Here is a 17,402-nt window from a genome sequence, read left to right as displayed (position 1 = left end):
GGACGGGCTGAAAAAGACTTCCTGCGGGGCAGCCGCCTCACAGGCACTGTCACCGGTACCTGACACGGCCGGTGCAGCGATGAAGGAGAAACACCATGCCGAAGCCCACCAAGGGTGCCCGTCTGGGCGGCAGCGCCGCGCACGAGAAGCTTCTGCTGGCGAACCTCGCCAAGCAGCTCTTCGAGTACGGCCGCATCACCACCACCGAGGCGAAGGCCCGTCGTCTGCGTCCCTACGCGGAGCGTCTGGTCACCAAGGCGAAGAAGGGTGACCTTCACAACCGCCGCCAGGTGCTGTCCGTCATCACCGACAAGAGCATCGTGCACACGCTCTTCACGGAGATCGGCCCGCGCTACGAGAACCGCCCCGGTGGTTACACCCGCATCACCAAGATCGGTAACCGTCGTGGCGACAACGCGCCCATGGCGGTCATCGAGCTGGTCGAGGCCCTGACCGTGGCCCAGGAGGCCACCGGTGAGGCCGAGGCCGCCACGAAGCGCGCCGCCAAGGACGCCGAGGTCGCCGAGCCCAAGGTCGACACGGCCAAGGGCGACGACGCCGCCGAGGAGTCGAAGGACGCGTAAGCGTTTCGCCGGGGACTGCGCGTCGTCGGCTGCGGCCTCGTCGCGGCTTGTCGCGCAGTTCCCCGCGCCCCTTCAGGGCGTCGCGGGTCCGCCCCTTGCCGGGGGCGGGCCCGCTTTTGTGTTGCCTGAGAGGAACCACGAGTGAGTGACGAAGTAGAGCCCGGGTTCGTGCGGGTGCGTCTTGATCTTTCGTACGACGGCAAGGACTTCTCCGGCTGGGCCAAGCAGCGGCAGGGGCAGCGGACCGTCCAGGGGGAGATCGAGGCCGCGCTGCGGACCGTGACGCGGTCGCAGGAGACGTACGAGCTGACGGTGGCCGGGCGGACCGACAGCGGGGTGCACGCGCGGGGGCAGGTGGCCCACGTCGATTTGCCGGAGAGCGTGTGGGCCGAGCACAGCGACAAGCTGCTGCGCAGGCTCGCGGGGCGGCTTCCGCACGATGTGCGGGTGTGGAAGGTGGCCGAGGCTCCCGCCGGGTTCAACGCGCGGTTCGCCGCCGTGTGGCGGCGCTACGCCTACCGCGTGACCGACCACCCGGGCGGCGTCGACCCGCTGCTGCGCGGCCATGTGCTGTGGCACGACTGGGAGTTGGACCTCGACGCGATGAACGCCGCCGCGGAGCACCTGGTCGGGGAGCACGACTTCGCCGCCTACTGCAAGAAGCGCGAGGGCGCCACGACTATCCGTACGCTGCAGGAGCTGCGCTGGGAGCGGCGGCCCGACGGGATTCTCGAAGCCACCGTGCGGGCCGACGCCTTCTGCCACAACATGGTGCGGTCGCTGGTCGGCGCCATGCTGTTCGTGGGGGACGGGCACCGGCCCGTGGAGTGGCCGGGGAAGGTGCTCGAAGCGGGTGTGCGGGACTCCGCCGTGCATGTGGTGCGCCCGCACGGGCTCACCCTTGAGGAGGTCGGCTATCCCGCCGACGAGCTGCTCGCCGCACGCAGCAAGGAAGCCAGGAACAAGCGGACGCTGCCCGGGGCCGGGTGCTGCTGAGCCCCGGCCGGGCGACCGGGGCGCGGGACTACTGCGGGGCCTCGGCGGCGGCCGAGGCCTGGGCCTCGCCCCGCTGGTTGATCCGCTGGAAGGCGAAGCGGGCCAGGTCGTCGCCGACGCCGTAGGCCTTGCGGTCCGACGTCGTCACGTTCTTGCCGCTGGTGTAGCCCGTGGTGGTGAAGTACGCGTAGCGGCCCTGGGAGTTGTAGGTGCCGCGGCACACGCCCGTGCGGCAGAAGGCGGGGACGCCCTTGCCGGGCAGGGCGTCGACGAGGCCCTTCTCCACCTCGTCCTTGACCTTGGTGGCGTCGGACGTGGTGTCGAAGACGGCGACGCCGACCGTGACCGCGATGCCGTCCCTGAGGTAGCTGGCACGGATCAGGCGGGTGCAGTCGTGCTTGGCGAGGACCGAGCCGAGGGCGCTCTGCGTGACGGACGTGCACTTCGAGGTGGAGTCGGTCGCGCCCTTCTTGTAGATGTGCTGGCCCGACCGCAGGGACTTGCCGGGGAAGAGGCCCTCGGGGGTGAGCGGCGCCTTGTCCTTCTTGGCGCTGGAGATGAAGTCCTTGGGGTCCGACGGGGGCGGCGGTGTGGTCGCCTCGAAGGACGGCTCGGCGTCCTTGCTCGCACCGGGGATGTCCGCGGCGGTCGGCAGTTCGCTCGCGGGTTTGTTCGACGTGGTGTCGCCGTCGCCGTTCGCGGAGACGACTGTGATGGCCACGGCCGCCGCGATGCCGACCGTGGCGAAGGCTCCGCCGCCGATCAGCAGCCACTTGCGGCGGCGGGCGCGCGCCTCGGAGGCCTCGGCGAGTGCCGCCCAGTCGGGCGTGGGACCGCCGCCGGGTCCGCCCGTTCCGCCTGGACCCCACTGAGGTCCCCCTTGCCCAAAGCTCATGGGCGGCATCTTAGACGGGCACTTGGGGATGTTGAGCGGGGGTCGCACGGGGTGCCCGGCCTAGCCTGAGGCGTATGAATACGGGCAGAACGGCTGTTATCGGGTGGTTGTCGCGGTCGGCCGAGTGGCAGGTCCGGTGGGTCCTCGGGCTGGTGCTCGTCGCCGGGGTGGTCCGGGTGGGCCTGGCGGCTCCGGGCGGCGGGATGGACAACGCCATCGTGGTGCGGGCCGCGGAGGCGTGGCTGGCGGGCCGGTCGCCCTACGCCGACCGGCACTTCCTCTATCTGCCGGGCGCCGTGCTCGCCGCGGTGCCCCAGGCGCTGCTGCCCGCGGACGTGGTGCGCTATCTCGTGCCCGCGGGGGTGAGCGCCGGGCTCGTCGCCGGGTGGGCGTGCGCCCTGCGGATCCACGGGGTGGCGTGGCGCAGCCGGTTCGCCGTCTACGGCCTGCTCGGGCTCGCGCTCGGCTTCGCGCCGTTCGGGCACCTCGTCCAGCTCGGCAACTGGACGGCGGGCTCCGCGGCCGCGCTGCCGTTCGCCCTGCTCCTCGTCTGCCGGGGCCGGTGGGTCGCGGCGGGGCTCGTGCTCGGGGCCGCCGTCGCGGTGAAGCCGCTGCTCGCGCCCGTGGTGCTCCTCTTCGTCCTCGCGCGCCGGTGGCGGGCGCTCGGCGCCGCGGTGGGCGTGCCCGCGGTGGTGTCGGCGGCCGCGGCGCTCCTGATGCCGGACCCGGCGGGCTTCTTCACGCGGACGCTGCCCTTTCTGCTGCGCGGCGAGGACTCCTTCGTACGGCTCTACGAGGCGTCGCCCTCCGCGGTGCTCGCGCGGCTCGGGGTGCCGCAGACGGGGGCCACACTGCTGGCCGGGTGCGCGGCGCTGGCCGGGCTGTGGTGTGCCTGGCGGCGGTGGGAGCGCAGGGACGCGGAGCCGGCGGGGGTGGTGGATTGCGCCGTGATGCTGATGCTTTCGGCCTTTCTCGTCTCGCGGCCGTCCTACGACCACTACCTCCTGGTGGTGCTTCCGCTGCTCCTGGCGGGGGCGTCGGCGCCCGGCTCGGTGGCCCGCAGCCCCTGGTTCTGGGTGGCGCTGGTGCCGCAGGTGCCGGGCTTCGGGTGGCCGGGGCTCGAACCGGGGACGCGGCGCGCCTTCAAGGACGCCGTCACGCTCTGCCTCCTGGCGGCCACGGCCGGGTGGGCGGGTGTGACCGGCGGGGGTGCGGGGGAGCGCGGGGCGCGGGACGAGACGGTGCCGCCGGGGCGGCGGGCGGCGCGGGAGCGGGCCGGGGAGGCGGCGGGCGCCCGGTGAGCGGGGCGGGGCGAGGTCGGTGGCCTCGGGCCGCGCTCCGGGGCGCCGGGGCCGGTTACGCTGGACGGCGCAGGCCGCCCGGGGCGGCGGAGCAGGCGGGGTCGGCCTCCAGGTCCGCGTTTTGACCCGTACGGGGCGGCGCGGGTAGTCTCAGAGATTGTTATGCGTATTGGTGTCGTCGTTCTCACGCGAAGGGCCCATACGTAGGTTCCCTGGAGCAGTTACCAGTGGCTCGCATACGGGCAGCGTCCCCGGCATTGTGGGCCCCAGCTGCATGATCGCTTCCTGGGTGCCGTGTGTCTGGACCCCATCCACTGAAGAAGCGAAGGCTACGAAGTGCGTACGTACAGCCCCAAGCCCGGCGATGTGACCCGCCAGTGGCACGTCATTGACGCTCAGGACATCGTCCTGGGTCGTCTGGCGACCACTGCTGCGACCCTTCTGCGCGGCAAGCACAAGCCGATCTACGCCCCCCACGTTGACACCGGTGACTTCGTCATCATCATCAACGCGGAGAAGGTGCACCTCTCGGGCAACAAGAAGACCCAGAAGATGGCGTACCGCCACTCCGGCTACCCGGGTGGTCTGCGCTCCGTCCGTTACGACGAGCTGCTCGAGAAGAACCCCGAGAAGGCCATCGAGAAGGCCGTCAAGGGCATGCTTCCCAAGAACACCCTGGGCCGTCAGATGCTCTCGAAGCTGAAGGTCTACGCGGGCGACCAGCACCCGCACGGCGCTCAGCAGCCGGTCCCGTTCGAGATCACCCAGGTCGCGCAGTAGTTCCGGCCACCCCCAAAGACGTAAAGAATTCTGAGGAGAATCGTGGCCGAGACCACCGTTGAGCAGCCGGTCGAAGAGACCGAGGTTGTTGACGTCGAGCAGTACACCACCGAGTCCGAGGTCCCCGTCGAGGGCGAGTACACCTCCGAGTCGAACGCCGCGCGCTTCGGCGACCCGCAGCCGGCCGCCGGCCTGGGCCGTCGCAAGAACGCCATCGCCCGCGTCCGGATCGTCCCGGGCACCGGCAAGTGGAGGGTCAACGGGCGCACGCTCGAGGACTACTTCCCGAACAAGGTCCACCAGCAGGAAGTCAACGAGCCCTTCAAGGTGCTCGAGCTCGACAACCGCTACGACGTCATCGCCCGCATCTCGGGTGGCGGCGTCTCCGGTCAGGCCGGTGCGCTCCGTCTCGGTGTCGCCCGTGCGCTGAACGAGGCCGACGTCGACAACAACCGCGCCGCCCTCAAGAAGGCCGGTTACCTCAAGCGTGACGACCGTGCGGTCGAGCGCAAGAAGGCCGGTCTCAAGAAGGCCCGCAAGGCCCCGCAGTACAGCAAGCGCTAATCGCTGCCTGCTCGTACTGCTCGTTCGCCCCGGCGGCACTCACCGTGCTGCCGGGGCGTTCGTCTATCAGGAACCCCTGGGGTCCTGGAACTGTTCTGGTTCTGGGACTCTCTTCCCAGGGGTTCATGGTTTTTCTGGAACGTTCGGAGGACAGCAGTGGGACGACTCTTCGGCACGGACGGCGTGCGTGGTGTCGCCAACGCGGATCTGACGGCCGAGCTCGCGCTCGGACTCTCCGTGGCGGCGGCGCACGTACTGGCCGAGGCGGGCACCTTTGAAGGCCATCGCGCGGTGGCGGTGGTCGGGCGTGACCCGCGCGCGTCCGGGGAGTTCCTGGAGGCCGCGGTGGTAGCGGGCCTCGCGAGCGCGGGCGTGGACGTCCTGCGCGTCGGTGTGCTGCCCACCCCCGCGGTGGCGCATCTCACCGGTGCGCTGGGCGCCGACCTCGGTGTGATGCTCTCCGCCAGTCACAACGCCATGCCGGACAACGGCATCAAGTTCTTCGCCCGGGGCGGCCACAAGCTCGCCGACGAGCTGGAGGACCGCATCGAGACCGTCTACGAGGAGCACCGCACCGGCGCCCTGTGGCAGCGGCCCACCGGCTCCGGCGTCGGCCGCGTGACCTCGTACGACCAGGGACTCGACCAGTACGTCGCCCACCTCATCGGAGTCCTTCCGAACCGCCTCGACGGGCTGAAGATCGTCCTCGACGAGGCGCACGGCGCCGCCGCCCGCGTGTCGCCGGAGGCCTTCGCGCGCGCCGGCGCCGAGGTCATCACGATCGGCGCCCAGCCCGACGGGCTGAACATCAACGACGGGTGCGGTTCCACGCACCTGGACCTGCTCAAGGCCGCCGTCGTCGAGCACAAGGCCGACTTCGGCGTCGCGCACGACGGGGACGCCGACCGGTGCCTCGCCGTGGACCACACGGGCGCCGAGGTCGACGGGGACCAGATCCTCGCCGTGCTCGCCCTCGCCATGCGGGAGCACGGCACGCTGCGTCACGACACCGTTGTCGCCACGGTCATGTCCAACCTCGGCTTCAAGCTCGCCATGGAGGGCCAGGGGCTCTCCCTGGTGCAGACCGCCGTCGGCGACCGGTACGTGCTTGAGTCGATGAAGGAGCACGGCTTCGCCCTCGGTGGCGAGCAGTCCGGGCACGTGATCATCCTGGACCACGCGACGACCGGTGACGGCACGCTGACCGGGCTGCTGCTCGCGGCCCGGGTCGCCGAGACCGGGCGGACGCTCAAGGATCTGGCCGGCGTCATGGAGCGGCTTCCGCAGGTCCTGATCAACGTGCCCGACGTCGACAGGACGCGCGTGAAGACCTCGCCGGAGCTGGCGGCCGCCGTCGCCGACGCCGAGCGCGAGCTGGGCTCCACGGGGCGGGTGCTGCTGCGCCCCTCCGGGACCGAGCCGCTGGTGCGGGTGATGGTCGAGGCCGCCGACATCGAGCAGGCCCGCTCCGTGGCCGGGCGCCTGGCCGACGTGGTGAAGTCGGCGCTGGGCTAGGGCCCTTCTGGCGGGCCTCCGCGGGAGGACCCTAGGAGCCGTGTGACGTCCTGGCCGTCCGGCGGTGCTGCGCGGCCCAGAGGAGTTTCTGGGCCAGCAGCGTTGCCGTACCGGCCAGGACGATGCCGAGCAGGTTGAGGAAGAGCTGCTCCGTGGAGCCCCAGGCCTGCTTGTACTCGCTGTAGCTGAAGGCGACCGCGGCGTTCGCCGCCGCGGGGACCGTCGTCACGGAGATCGCCACGCCGACCAGGGCGCCCGACTTCGCCGACGTGAGGGAGAGCGTGCCCGCGATGCCCGCGAGGACCGCCACCACGAACGAGAACCAGTCGGGGCGGTAGATGAAGTTCGTGTTCGGGCGCTCCGCCTGCAGGGCGCTGTCGCTGAACAGGTGCACCGCGTCCATGAAGTAGCTGAACCCGGCCGTCGCCACCATCGCCACCGCGAAGCCCACGAGCAGCGCGGTCAGCGAGCGCGCGGCCAGCCGGGGAGCGCGCTGGACCAAGGCCGTGCAGAACCCCGTGAGCGGGCCGAACTCCGGGCCCACCGCCATCGCGCCCACGATCAGGATCGCGTTGTCGAGCACGACGCCGCAGGCCGCGATCATCGTGGCGAGCGTGATGAACGCGACGTAGGTGACGGAGAGCGTCGACTCCTCGTGGGTCGCCTCCGCCAGATGCTCCCAGAGCACCGCGTCCGCTCCCTCGCCCGGAGCGTCGTCCTCCGCCTGGTCGGCGCGCTGGGACAGGGACAGGTCGATGTTCTCCACCGCGATCGACCCGGACTCGTCGATCCCGAGCGCGCGCAGGTCGCCGAGCAGGCCGTCGCCCGCCTCGCGTGCCACGTCGCACATGATCACGTCCCCCGCGGGTTCCCGGGCGGCGCCCGGCATCACGACGAGGTGCGTGGCGCCGACCGTGCGCTCGACGAGGCGCACCACCTCGTCCGTGGCGGTCGGCGGCGTGATCAGGCGCAGGTGCAGCATGTGCGCAGGTTAGCGGGGTGCGGGCCGCGTCGTGGGGCGGGGGACTTCAGAGTTTGCGCAGGCTCAGGCGCTGCACCTTGTGGTCGGGGCCCTTGCGTACGACGAGGGTGGCGCGGCTGCGGGTCGGGGCCACGTTCTCCACGAGGTTGAGCTTGTTGACCGTGCGCCAGGTGGTGCGGGCGTAGTCGAGGGCTTCCTCCTCCGACACCTGCGTGTACTTGCGGAAGTACGAGGACGGGTCCTGGAAGGCCGTCTGGCGCAGCTTCTTGAAGCGGTTGAGGTACCAGCGCTCGATGTCGTCGGCGCGGGCGTCGACGTACACGCTGAAGTCGAAGTAGTCCGCGAGGCCCACGCGGGTGCGGCCGTCCTTGCCGGGCAGCGCGGGCTGCAGGACGTTCAGGCCTTCGACGATGAGGATGTCCGGGCGGCGGACCGTGAGGCGCCGGTCCGGCACGATGTCGTAGATCAGGTGGGAGTAGACGGGCGCCGTCACCTCGTCCTTGCCCGCCTTGATGTCCGCGACGAAACGGGTGAGCGCGCGGCGGTCGTACGACTCGGGGAAGCCCTTGCGGGACATCAGGCCCCGGGCCTGGAGCTCCTTCGTGGGCAGCAGGAAACCGTCCGTCGTGACACGCTCCACACGCGGGTGCTCCGGCCAGCGGGAGAGCAGCGCCTGCAGGAGCCGGGCGACGGTGGACTTGCCGACCGCCACGGAGCCGGCGACCCCTATGACGAAGGGGGTGCCGGACTGGGAACCCTTCTCGCCGAGGAAGGTGTTGAGGGCGCCGCGCAGGCCGTCCGTCGCCCCGACGTAGAGGTTCAGGAGGCGGGAGAGCGGGAGGTAGATGTCGCGGACCTCGTCCAGGTCGATGACGTCGCCGAGGCCGCGCAGCTGCTCCACCTCCTCCGCCGTGAGCGGCAGAGGCGTCTTCTCGCGAAGCGCGCTCCACTCGGTGCGGGTGAGGTCGAGGTAGGGAGTCGCCTCCGGCTTGGGCCGGTGGGCGCTCCGGGGTGCCGTCGGGGGCACGGAGACCGAAGAGATCACGGTCCATTGTTACGGCTGTTTGAACGGGACGGGGGGTGGGGTGGGGGGTGGGGTGTGTCACGCTGAGCCGGTGATTATTGGGGTTGGCATCGACGTCGCGGAGATCGAACGGTTCGCGGCGGCGCTGGAACGGACGCCCGGGATGGCCGAACGCCTTTTCGTGGAGAGCGAGTTGCTGCTTCCGGGCGGGGAACGCCGGGGCATCGCCTCACTGGCGGCCCGCTTCGCGGCGAAGGAGGCGCTGGCCAAGGCGCTGGGGGCGCCGAGCGGGCTCCGGTGGACGGATGCCGAGGTGTACGTCGAGGAGAGCGGGCAGCCGAGGGTCCGGGTGCGGGGCACGGTGGCCGAGCGGGCGTCCGTCCTTGGCGTGCGGTCGTGGCACGTGTCGTTGAGCCATGACGCGGGGGTGGCTTCGGCGGTGGTGGTGGCGGAGGGGTAGGGGGCGCAAACGGGTGGGCGGGTGCGGGCCTGTTCGTACTCGCAGAGGCAGACTGGACCCCATGCGGACTGCGTACAGCGTGGAAAAGGTCAGGGCCAGTGAACGTACGCTCATGGCCCAGGGGCCAGAAGGCGTGCTGATGCAGCGCGCAGCGGCAGGCCTGGCCGCCGAGTGCGCGCGCCTGCTCGGCAAGGTGTACGGGGCGAGAGTCACGCTCCTTGTGGGCAGCGGGGACAACGGGGGCGACGCCCTGTACGCGGGGGCCCGCCTCGCGCGCCGCGGCGCCGGAGTCAGCGCCGTGCTCCTCGCCCCGGACCGCACGCACGCCGGAGGGCTCGCCGCGTTGCGGGCCGCCGGAGGTGTGGTGGTGGGCGCCGACGAGGAGCGGGCCGAGGGCGTGGTGGCCCGGTCCCGGCTCGTCGTCGACGGGATCGTGGGGATCGGCGGGCGGGGCGGGCTCCGCGAGCGCGCCGCTCAACTCGTCGACGCCGCGCGGGACGCGACCGTCGTCGCCGTGGACCTGCCGAGCGGGGTCGACGCCGATACGGGCGAGGTGCCTGGCGACGCCGTGCGCGCCGATGTGACGGTGACCTTCGGGGCGTACAAGCCGGGGCTGTTGATCGATCCGGGCCGGGAGTACGCCGGTGCCGTGCGGCTCGTCGGCATCGGGCTCGAACTCGCGGCCGACGAGGCCGGACTGGAGGCCCTGCACTTCGCCGACGTGGCCGGGCTGCTGCCCGTGCCGGGCGGGGAGAGCGACAAGTACCGGCGGGGCGTCGTCGGGGTCGTCGCCGGTTCGGCCCGGTATCCGGGCGCCGCCGTGCTCGCCGTGGCGGGCGCGCTGCGCGGGGGTGCGGGCGCCGTGCGGTACGTGGGGCCCGCCGCGGACGCCGTCATCGCGCGGTTCCCCGAGGCGCTGGTGTCCGCGGGTCCGCCGGCGAAGGCGGGGCGTGTGCAGGCCTGGGTCGTGGGGCCCGGGCTCGGGGACGACGAGGAGCGGCTGCGGGACGTGGTCGCCTCCGACGTGCCGGTGCTTATCGACGCCGACGGGCTGCGGCTCGCGGGGCAGGAGGCGGTACGGGCCCGGCGCGCGCCCACGCTCCTGACGCCGCATGCGGGCGAGGCCGCCGCGCTGCTCGGGGTGGCGCGCGAGGAGGTCGAGGCGGGGCGGCTCCGCGCCGTGCGGGAACTGGCGCGGCGGTACGGGGCGACGGCGCTGTTGAAGGGGTCCACCACGCTGGTGGCGTCGGCGGAGGGCCCCGTACGCGTCAACCCCACCGGCACCGCCTGGCTCGCCACCGCGGGCAGCGGCGACGTGCTGTCCGGGCTCGCCGGGTCCCTGCTGGCGGCGGGGCTCGGGGCACGGGACGCGGGGTCCGTGGCCGCGTATCTGCACGGTCTCGCCGGGCGGCGTGCGGCGGACGGCGCGCCGGTGAGCGCCCAGGACGTGGCCGACGCGATTCCCGCCGTGTGGCGGGAGGTCCGCAGGCCCGGGTAGTCGAGCCGCGGAGCGGGCCCGAGTTGGCGCCGGGCAGGGGCTGTCGGCGGGCTCTGAGACACTTGTCCGCGATGAACGAGACAGCCCCTTTCCGTGTCCGCGCCGAGATCGACCTCGACGCCCTCCGCGCCAACGTGCGCTCGCTGCGCGCCCACGCGCCGGACGCCGCGTTCATGGCCGTGGTGAAGGCGGACGCGTACGGACACGGGATGGTGCCCTGCGCCAAGGCCGCCCGCCAGGCGGGCGCCACCTGGATCGGCACCGCCACACCGGAGGAGGCCCTGGCCGTGCGCGCGGCGGGCGTGCCCGGGCGGATCATGTGCTGGCTGTGGACGCCGGGCGGCCCCTGGCGCGAGGGCGTCGAGGCCGACCTGGACATGGCGGTGAGCGCCCTGTGGGCGCTGCGCGAGGTGACCGACGCGGCCCGTGCGGTGGGGCGGCCCGCCCGTATCCAGCTCAAGGCCGACACGGGCCTGGGGCGCAACGGCTGCATGCCCGCCGACTGGCCCGAGCTGGTCGCCGAGTCCCTGCGCGCCGAGGCTGAGGGCCTGGTCCGGGTCACCGGCCTCTGGTCGCACTTCGCCTGCGCCGACGAGCCGGGGCATCCGTCGATCGCCGCCCAGCTCACGGTCTTCCGCGAGATGGTGGCGTACGCGCAGGAGCGCGGGATACGCCCCGAGGTGCGCCACATCGCCAACTCCCCGGGGATGCTCACGCTCCCGGAGACGCACTTCGACCTCGTCCGTCCGGGCATCGCGATGTACGGCGTCTCGCCGAGCCCCGAGGTGGGCACTCCGGCGGACTTCGGGCTGCGCCCCGTCATGACGCTCACCGCCTCGCTCGCCCACGTGAAGCACGTCCCGGCGGGCCACGGCGTGAGCTACGGACATCACTACGTCACCCCCGGCGAGACGACCCTCGGCCTCGTCCCCGCCGGGTACGGCGACGGCATCCCGCGGCACGCCTCCGGCACGGCCCCGGTCCTCGTCGGCGGCAAGTGGCGGACGGTCGCGGGCCGGATCGCGATGGACCAGTTCGTGGTCGACCTCGGCGGGGACGAGCCGGAAGTGGGCGCGGAGGCGGTGCTGTTCGGCCCCGGCGACCGCGGCGAGCCGACCGCCGAGGACTGGGCGCAGGCCACGGGCACCATTGCGTACGAGATCGTCACCCGCATCGGATCGCGCGTCCCGCGCGTCTATGTGCACGAGCGGTCCGACGGCTGACCAGGAACTGACGAGGAGCGGCACGTGAGCGAGAGCAGCACGGGGGCGGCCGCTGCGGAAGCGGTGACGGAGGCCGCCGCCGCGGCGGGGAACTGGCGCAGGGCCGGGGTGGCGGGCACCGCGATAGGCGTCATCGCCGCGGGCGCGGCCGCCGGTGTCGCCATAGAGCGGCTCACCGTGGGCCGCGGCATGCGCAAGAAGGCACGGCTCGCGCTCGACGCCTCGGGGCCCTACGGCTCGCTGCGCGGCATGCCAGGCACGGCGTACGCGGACGACGGCACGGAGCTCTCCTACGAGGTCGAGGAGGTCGAGGCGGACAGCGACCAGGCCTCGCGGCGGCGCCGGCTCTTCGGCCGCCGGGCCCCCGCGCCGGTCACCGTCGTCTTCAGCCACGGCTACTGCCTGAGCCAGGACTCCTGGCACTTCCAGCGGGCCGCCCTGCGCGGTGTCGTGCGCGCCGTCTACTGGGACCAGCGCAGCCACGCCCGCTCCGGGCGCGGGGCCGACCAGCTGGAGCGTGGCCTGCCGGTCACCATCGACCAGCTCGGGCGGGACCTGAAGGCCGTCATCGACGCCGCCGCGCCCGAGGGGCCGCTCGTCCTCGTCGGGCACTCCATGGGCGGCATGACGACGATGGCCCTCGCCGACCAGTTCCCGGAGCTGATCCGGGAGCGCGTGGTGGGCGTCGCCCTGGTCGGCACCTCGTCGGGGCAGCTCGGTGAGGTGAACTTCGGGCTTCCGGTGGCGGGCATGAAAGCGGTCCGGCGGGTGCTGCCCGGGGTGCTGCGGGCGCTCGGTTCACAGGCCGAGCTGGTCGAGAAGGGGCGCCGGGCCACCGCGGACCTCTTCGCGGGTGTCATCAAGCGCTATTCGTTCTCGCGCAAGGACGTGGACCCGGCCATCACGCGGTTCGCGGAGCGGATGATCGAGGCGACGCCGATCGACGTGGTCGCGGAGTTCTATCCGGCGTTCGCCGAGCACGACAAGGCGGACGCGCTCAAGCACTTCGCCGAGCTGCCGGTGCTCGTGCTGGCGGGGGACAAGGACCTGGTCACGCCGAGCGAGCACAGCGAGACGATCGCCCAGCGGCTGCCCGACGCCGAACTGGTCCTGGTCCCGGACGCCGGGCACCTGGTCATGCTGGAGCACCCGGAGGTGGTCATGGACCGGCTCGCGGATCTGCTCGCGCGGGTGGGGGCCGTCCCCGCGGCCGACCGGGCGGGCCGGGCGGGCGGCTGACCGCCCCGGGCCCGCGGGTCCGGCGGGGCCGGGACGCGGCGCGGGCGCCGCGAAGGCGGGCCGGGCGGGGCCGTCCAGCCGCTACCGTGGTCGGTATGGAAGCACCGCACCACCAGGCCCCCGCAGCCGTACTCAAGATCACGGTCAACTCCCCCGGCCAGATGGGTGAGTTGGGCCGCCGCCTGGCCAAGATCCTGCGCCCCGGCGACCTCGTCATGCTCACCGGTGAGCTCGGCGCCGGCAAGACGACGCTGACCCGCGGCCTCGGCGAGGGCCTCGGCGTGCGCGGCGCCGTCACCTCCCCGACCTTCGTCATCGCCCGTGTGCACCCGCCGCTCGGCGCCGGTCCCGCCCTCGTGCACGTCGACGCGTACCGCCTGGGCGGCGGGCTCGACGAGATGGAGGACCTGGACCTCGACGTCTCGCTGCCCGAATCGGTGATCGTCGTGGAGTGGGGCGACGGCAAGGTCGAGGAGCTCTCGGACGACCGCCTGCACGTCGTCATCGACCGGGCGACCGGCGACACGACGGACGAGGTGCGCGAGGTGACGCTCACCGGGCTCGGGCAGCGGTGGGCGGACGCGGACCTGGAGTCGCTGGCGGCCTGAGGGTCGTTCCGCATCCCCCGTACGGGCCGTTCCGATCGCGTGTCGGGGCGGCCCGCTCTCGTACGTTCGCCCTAACGTTCCGACAAGACGTCGGTAAAATGTTGCGTTGTGTGTGCCGGGCGTGGTCACATGGAGAGAGGTACTGGTTAGGTCTGCCTAACTACCCCTGCCCCCGCAGCCCCAGGAGGCATCCATGTCGGCTTCAGAACATGACGTACAGCCGCAGCCGCAGTCGCACCGGCTGCCGGGGCCGTCGGGCGCACCGGAGCCCTCGCACCTGTCGATGCCCTCGCACCTGTCCATGAGCGACCTGCTGGCGTCCTGCGCCGCGGCGACGGCCGTCTCCACGCCGCCCGGTGACCCGGCCGCGGAGGAGCCCGCCACGGAGCGGTGAGGCACCGCCCGCCGGTCACGGAATGACGACGACCTTCCGGTCGCGCAGGGCGAACTCCCACATCGCGTTGCCGTCCGCACGCGACTCGCGGATGCCGCCGGTCTTCTTCGACGGGTCCGGCTCGGGCGTCGAGCCGTCGACCGCCGCGCTGAAGCCGATCCCGGTCCCCTCGACGGACGTGAACCGCACGACGTGCTCGACCGCCTTGCCATCCGTACCGGTGACGGCACCGGTACGGGAAGTGACGCTGTAGGTGCCCGGCGCCGGGTCGACCGTGCCCGGCGTGACCTCGAACGTGAGCCGCAGCTTCCCGTCGGGCTCGACCAGCCAGACGCGGTCCTCGCCCACGGAGTACACGACGCGCTGCCCCGTCCCGGAGCGCGCGGGCACCGCCTTCGGGTCCGCCTTCTCCTTCGGGGAGCGCGGGGCGGCGGCCGGGGGAGAGCTCTTTCCGGGGTGCTTGGCCAGGTCGTCCGGCGCGCTGGCCGAGGCCTGGTAGGCGAGGAAGCCGACCGCGGCGAGCGCAGCGGCGGTGAGCCCGGCCACGAATCCCGAGCTGCTCCTTGACACCTTGCGCCACCCACCTCTTCGTACTGCGTACGGCTGCCGGGTTGACGGTAGCAGCAGCGGCGCCCCATCCCCGGGCATCCGCACCCCGTGCCGGTCCGGTGCCGGTCCGGTGCCCGTCCGCATGCCCGTCCGATGGCTGTCCGATGCCGGTCCGGCCGTGCGCCGCGCCTGGGAGCCGTAGGCTGTTCGCGTGCTCTTGCTCGCTCTGGATACCGCAACGCCCGCCGTCACCGTCGCTCTCCACGACGGCTCCTCCGTCATCGCGGAGTCGAGCCAGGTCGACGCCCGGCGGCACGGAGAACTGCTGCTGCCCGCCGTCGACCGGGTGCTCGCCGAGGCGGGCCTCGGACTCGACGCCGTGACCGGCATCGTCGCCGGGGTGGGCCCCGGCCCCTACACCGGACTGCGCGTCGGCCTGATGACCGCCGACACCTTCGGCCTCGCGCTCGGCGTGCCCGTGCACGGGGTGTGCACCCTGGACGGCCTCGCGTACGCGTCCGGCGTCGGGAGCGGCCCCTTCGTGGTGGCCACCGACGCCCGGCGCAAGGAGGTCTACTGGGCGCGTTACGACGACGTCCGCACCCGCGTGGGCGGCCCCGCCGTCGACCGCCCCGCGGACATCGCCGCCGAGGTCGCGGGGGTGCCCGCGGTCGGCGCCGGCGCGCTGCTCTACCCCGACACCTTCCCCGACGCCCGCGGGCCCGAGCACGTCTCGGCCGCCGCGCTCGCCGCGCTGGCCGCCGAGCGGCTGGCGGCGGGCGAGGAGCTCCTGGAGCCCAGGCCGCTGTACCTGCGCAGGCCCGACGCGCAGGTGCCCAAGAACTACAAGGTGGTCACCCCCAAGTGACCACCCAGGTGACCCAGGCGACCGAGGCCGCCGTGCTGCGCGAGATGCGCTGGTGGGACATCGACGCGGTGTTCGTCCTTGAGAAGGAGCTCTTCCCGGACGACGCCTGGTCGCGCGGGATGTTCTGGTCGGAGCTGGCCCACGCGCGCGGGCCGCTCGCCACCCGCCGCTATGTGGTCGCCATGGACGGCGACCGCCTCGTCGGGTATGCGGGGCTCGCCGCCTCCGGGGACCTGGCCGACGTCCAGACCATCGCCGTGGCGCGCGACCACTGGGGCTCCGGCCTCGGCGCCCGGCTCCTCACCGACCTGTTGCAGGCCGCGACCGCCTTCGAGTGCGCCGAGGTCATGCTGGAAGTGCGGGTCGACAACACCCGGGCGCAGAAGCTGTACGAGCGCTTCGGCTTCGAGCCCATCGGCTTCCGGCGCGGCTACTACCAGCCCGGCAACGTGGACGCCCTGGTCATGCGCCGCACCGATCCCTCCACCTCCGTATCTGGCGTACAAGGAACCGAGATTCATGGCTGACTCGCGCGACGAACCTCTCGTCCTCGGCATCGAGACCTCCTGCGACGAGACCGGCGTCGGCATCGTCCGTGGCACCACCCTGCTCGCGGACGCCGTCGCCTCCAGCGTCGACGAGCATGCCCGCTTCGGCGGCGTCGTCCCCGAGGTCGCCTCGCGCGCGCACCTGGAGGCGATGGTGCCGACCATCGACCGCGCCCTGAAGGAAGCGGGCGTGAGCGCGAAGGACCTGGACGGCATCGCGGTGACCGCGGGTCCCGGGCTCGCGGGCGCGCTGCTCGTCGGGGTCTCGGCCGCCAAGGCGTACGCGTACGCCCTCGGCAAGCCGCTCTACGGCGTGAACCACCTCGCCTCGCACATCTGCGTGGACCAGCTGGAGCACGGGCCGCTGCCCGAACCGACCATGGCGCTCCTGGTCTCCGGCGGCCACTCGTCGCTGCTGCTTTCCTCCGACATCACCTCGGACGTGCGGCCGCTCGGCGCGACCATCGACGACGCGGCGGGCGAGGCCTTCGACAAGATCGCGCGGGTACTGAACCTGGGCTTCCCGGGCGGCCCCGTCATCGACCGGTACGCACGCGAGGGTGACCCGGCGGCCATCGCCTTCCCGCGCGGGCTCACCGGGCCGCGCGACGCCCCGTACGACTTCTCCTTCTCCGGTCTGAAGACGTCCGTCGCCCGCTGGATCGAGGCGAAGCGGGCCGCGGGCGAGGAGGTGCCGGTGCGGGACGTGTCGGCGTCCTTCCAGGAGGCGGTCGTCGACGTGCTGACCCGCAAGGCCGTGCGGGCCTGCAAGGACGAGGGCGTCGACCACCTCATGATCGGCGGTGGCGTGGCCGCCAACTCGCGCCTTCGCGCGCTCGCGCAGGAGCGGTGCGAGAAGGCGGGCATCCGGCTGCGCGTGCCGCGCCCCAAGCTGTGCACGGACAACGGCGCGATGGTCGCCGCCCTCGGCGCCGAGATGGTGGCCCGCAACCGGTCGGCCTCGTCCTGGGACCTGTCGGCGGACTCCTCGCTGCCGGTGACGGAGCCGCACGTGCCGGGGCACCCGCACGACCACGATCACGATCACGTGCACGAGGTCAGCAAGGAGAACCTGTACTCATGACGCTCGCGCTGATGTGGGAGGCCCGCGCCGTCGAGGGACGCGGCGAGGAGCTGCTCGCCTGGGCGCGGGCCCAGGAGATCGACGGCTCCCCCGTCCGCCGAGAGACCTTCCGCGCGCCGCAGGACCGGGTCCTCGTCATCACCTGGTGGGACGCCGAGCCCGACGCCGAGCTGCCCGAACTCCCGGAGCCCGACGCGCAGTTGGTGACGCGGGCGGTGCACCGGTGGCGGTTCGAGTCGGTGGAGCGGGCTCAGTAGTGCTTCGTTAGGTTCTAGCCCGGATGAGGGGCC

20 protein-coding genes are annotated in these 17,402 nt (G+C 72.7%); 16 read left to right on the top strand and 4 right to left on the bottom strand.

Annotated features, from left to right (window positions below; all coding sequences use genetic code 11):
• Positions 1–95: 95 nt before the first annotated feature.
• Positions 96–584, top strand: a complete 489-nt coding sequence (gene rplQ / locus ACFVYL_RS11870; protein ID WP_389714780.1) for a 50S ribosomal protein L17 — start codon at positions 96–98, stop codon at positions 582–584.
• Between the two features lie 141 nt (positions 585–725).
• Positions 726–1,580 carry a tRNA pseudouridine(38-40) synthase TruA gene (truA, locus tag ACFVYL_RS11865; RefSeq protein ID WP_389714778.1) on the top strand — a complete coding sequence of 285 codons (855 nt, stop codon included), beginning with the start codon at positions 726–728 and terminating at the stop codon, positions 1,578–1,580.
• Between the two features lie 28 nt (positions 1,581–1,608).
• On the opposite strand, the gene ACFVYL_RS11860 is transcribed toward truA, so the two are convergent.
• Positions 1,609–2,475, bottom strand: coding sequence for a hypothetical protein (locus tag ACFVYL_RS11860; RefSeq protein ID WP_389714777.1), 867 nt, complete (start codon positions 2,473–2,475; stop codon positions 1,609–1,611).
• A 74-nt stretch (positions 2,476–2,549) separates the two neighbouring features.
• Between ACFVYL_RS11860 and ACFVYL_RS11855 the strand changes: the two genes are divergently transcribed.
• The 4 genes from ACFVYL_RS11855 (at position 2,550) to glmM (ending at position 6,635) form a co-directional block, all read left to right on the top strand.
• Entirely contained in the window at positions 2,550–3,776 is a 1,227-nt protein-coding gene (locus tag ACFVYL_RS11855) for a glycosyltransferase family 87 protein (protein WP_389714776.1), read from the top strand.
• Between the two features lie 336 nt (positions 3,777–4,112).
• Positions 4,113–4,556, top strand: a complete 444-nt coding sequence (rplM, locus tag ACFVYL_RS11850; protein WP_389714774.1) for a 50S ribosomal protein L13 — start codon at positions 4,113–4,115, stop codon at positions 4,554–4,556.
• 42 nt (positions 4,557–4,598) lie between these two features.
• Positions 4,599–5,120, top strand: coding sequence for a 30S ribosomal protein S9 (gene rpsI, locus ACFVYL_RS11845; RefSeq protein WP_389714772.1), 522 nt, complete (start codon positions 4,599–4,601; stop codon positions 5,118–5,120).
• Positions 5,121–5,276: 156 nt separating this feature from the next.
• Positions 5,277–6,635, top strand: a complete 1,359-nt coding sequence (glmM, locus tag ACFVYL_RS11840; RefSeq protein ID WP_389714770.1) for a phosphoglucosamine mutase — start codon at positions 5,277–5,279, stop codon at positions 6,633–6,635.
• A 31-nt stretch (positions 6,636–6,666) separates the two neighbouring features.
• Here glmM and ACFVYL_RS11835 read toward each other — a convergent pair whose 3' ends face one another.
• The gene (locus ACFVYL_RS11835) at positions 6,667–7,617 is read right to left on the bottom strand and encodes a DUF389 domain-containing protein (RefSeq protein WP_389714768.1); all 951 of its coding nucleotides are present in this window, start codon (positions 7,615–7,617) and stop codon (positions 6,667–6,669) included.
• Between the two features lie 46 nt (positions 7,618–7,663).
• A complete protein-coding gene (gene coaA, locus ACFVYL_RS11830; protein ID WP_389715083.1) occupies positions 7,664–8,644 on the bottom strand; it encodes a type I pantothenate kinase in 981 nt (326 codons plus the stop codon).
• Positions 8,645–8,732: 88 nt separating this feature from the next.
• Between coaA and ACFVYL_RS11825 the strand changes: the two genes are divergently transcribed.
• From ACFVYL_RS11825 to ACFVYL_RS11800, 6 genes are all read left to right on the top strand, one after another.
• On the top strand, positions 8,733–9,101 hold the full coding sequence (locus ACFVYL_RS11825; RefSeq protein ID WP_389714767.1) for a holo-ACP synthase: 369 nt from the start codon (positions 8,733–8,735) through the stop codon (positions 9,099–9,101).
• A 61-nt stretch (positions 9,102–9,162) separates the two neighbouring features.
• Positions 9,163–10,599: an NAD(P)H-hydrate dehydratase gene (locus ACFVYL_RS11820; RefSeq protein WP_389714766.1), complete on the top strand. Its 1,437-nt coding sequence runs from the start codon at positions 9,163–9,165 to the stop codon at positions 10,597–10,599.
• Positions 10,600–10,670: 71 nt separating this feature from the next.
• Complete coding sequence (alr, locus tag ACFVYL_RS11815) at positions 10,671–11,822, top strand: alanine racemase (RefSeq protein ID WP_389714765.1); 1,152 nt, start codon at positions 10,671–10,673, stop codon at positions 11,820–11,822.
• A 24-nt stretch (positions 11,823–11,846) separates the two neighbouring features.
• Positions 11,847–13,061, top strand: coding sequence for an alpha/beta fold hydrolase (locus tag ACFVYL_RS11810; protein ID WP_389714763.1), 1,215 nt, complete (start codon positions 11,847–11,849; stop codon positions 13,059–13,061).
• Positions 13,062–13,156: 95 nt separating this feature from the next.
• The gene (tsaE, locus tag ACFVYL_RS11805; protein WP_389714761.1) at positions 13,157–13,669 is read left to right on the top strand and encodes a tRNA (adenosine(37)-N6)-threonylcarbamoyltransferase complex ATPase subunit type 1 TsaE; all 513 of its coding nucleotides are present in this window, start codon (positions 13,157–13,159) and stop codon (positions 13,667–13,669) included.
• Positions 13,670–13,862: 193 nt separating this feature from the next.
• On the top strand, positions 13,863–14,063 hold the full coding sequence (locus ACFVYL_RS11800; RefSeq protein ID WP_389714759.1) for a hypothetical protein: 201 nt from the start codon (positions 13,863–13,865) through the stop codon (positions 14,061–14,063).
• A gap of 15 nt (positions 14,064–14,078) precedes the next feature.
• Here ACFVYL_RS11800 and ACFVYL_RS11795 read toward each other — a convergent pair whose 3' ends face one another.
• Complete coding sequence (locus ACFVYL_RS11795; protein ID WP_389714757.1) at positions 14,079–14,633, bottom strand: hypothetical protein; 555 nt, start codon at positions 14,631–14,633, stop codon at positions 14,079–14,081.
• A 190-nt stretch (positions 14,634–14,823) separates the two neighbouring features.
• Here ACFVYL_RS11795 and tsaB point away from each other — a divergent pair, with 190 nt between their 5' ends.
• From tsaB to ACFVYL_RS11775, 4 genes are read left to right on the top strand one after another with little or no spacing between them, the layout of a single operon-like run.
• Entirely contained in the window at positions 14,824–15,480 is a 657-nt protein-coding gene (gene tsaB / locus ACFVYL_RS11790) for a tRNA (adenosine(37)-N6)-threonylcarbamoyltransferase complex dimerization subunit type 1 TsaB (RefSeq protein WP_389714756.1), read from the top strand.
• 44 nt (positions 15,481–15,524) lie between these two features.
• On the top strand, positions 15,525–16,007 hold the full coding sequence (gene rimI, locus ACFVYL_RS11785) for a ribosomal protein S18-alanine N-acetyltransferase (protein ID WP_389715081.1): 483 nt from the start codon (positions 15,525–15,527) through the stop codon (positions 16,005–16,007).
• Positions 16,000–17,112 carry a tRNA (adenosine(37)-N6)-threonylcarbamoyltransferase complex transferase subunit TsaD gene (gene tsaD, locus ACFVYL_RS11780; protein WP_389714754.1) on the top strand — a complete coding sequence of 371 codons (1,113 nt, stop codon included), beginning with the start codon at positions 16,000–16,002 and terminating at the stop codon, positions 17,110–17,112. The genes rimI and tsaD overlap by 8 nt, the downstream gene beginning before the upstream one ends.
• Positions 17,109–17,369 carry a hypothetical protein gene (locus tag ACFVYL_RS11775; protein ID WP_389714752.1) on the top strand — a complete coding sequence of 87 codons (261 nt, stop codon included), beginning with the start codon at positions 17,109–17,111 and terminating at the stop codon, positions 17,367–17,369. Before tsaD ends, ACFVYL_RS11775 begins: the two co-directional genes overlap by 4 nt.
• Positions 17,370–17,402: the final 33 nt, after the last annotated feature.

This window comes from Streptomyces sp. NPDC058308, from assembly GCF_042880275.1.
In the GTDB taxonomy this organism is placed as follows: domain Bacteria; phylum Actinomycetota; class Actinomycetes; order Streptomycetales; family Streptomycetaceae; genus Streptomyces.
The sequence above is the reverse complement of the archived record's forward strand: the minus strand, read 5'-3'. Positions and strand labels throughout refer to the sequence as shown.

Coding starts and splice junctions, on each gene's coding strand:
- ACFVYL_RS11855 (WP_389714776.1), top strand. CDS start 2,550: ATGAATACGGGCAGAACGGCTGTTATCGGGTGGTTGTCGCGGTCGGCC.
- tsaD (WP_389714754.1), top strand. CDS start 16,000: ATGGCTGACTCGCGCGACGAACCTCTCGTCCTCGGCATCGAGACCTCC.
- tsaE (WP_389714761.1), top strand. CDS start 13,157: ATGGAAGCACCGCACCACCAGGCCCCCGCAGCCGTACTCAAGATCACG.
- ACFVYL_RS11820 (WP_389714766.1), top strand. CDS start 9,163: ATGCGGACTGCGTACAGCGTGGAAAAGGTCAGGGCCAGTGAACGTACG.
- ACFVYL_RS11835 (WP_389714768.1), bottom strand. CDS start 7,617: ATGCTGCACCTGCGCCTGATCACGCCGCCGACCGCCACGGACGAGGTG.
- alr (WP_389714765.1), top strand. CDS start 10,671: ATGAACGAGACAGCCCCTTTCCGTGTCCGCGCCGAGATCGACCTCGAC.
- ACFVYL_RS11800 (WP_389714759.1), top strand. CDS start 13,863: ATGTCGGCTTCAGAACATGACGTACAGCCGCAGCCGCAGTCGCACCGG.
- rplQ (WP_389714780.1), top strand. CDS start 96: ATGCCGAAGCCCACCAAGGGTGCCCGTCTGGGCGGCAGCGCCGCGCAC.
- rimI (WP_389715081.1), top strand. CDS start 15,525: ATGCGCTGGTGGGACATCGACGCGGTGTTCGTCCTTGAGAAGGAGCTC.
- ACFVYL_RS11860 (WP_389714777.1), bottom strand. CDS start 2,475: ATGAGCTTTGGGCAAGGGGGACCTCAGTGGGGTCCAGGCGGAACGGGC.
- ACFVYL_RS11775 (WP_389714752.1), top strand. CDS start 17,109: ATGACGCTCGCGCTGATGTGGGAGGCCCGCGCCGTCGAGGGACGCGGC.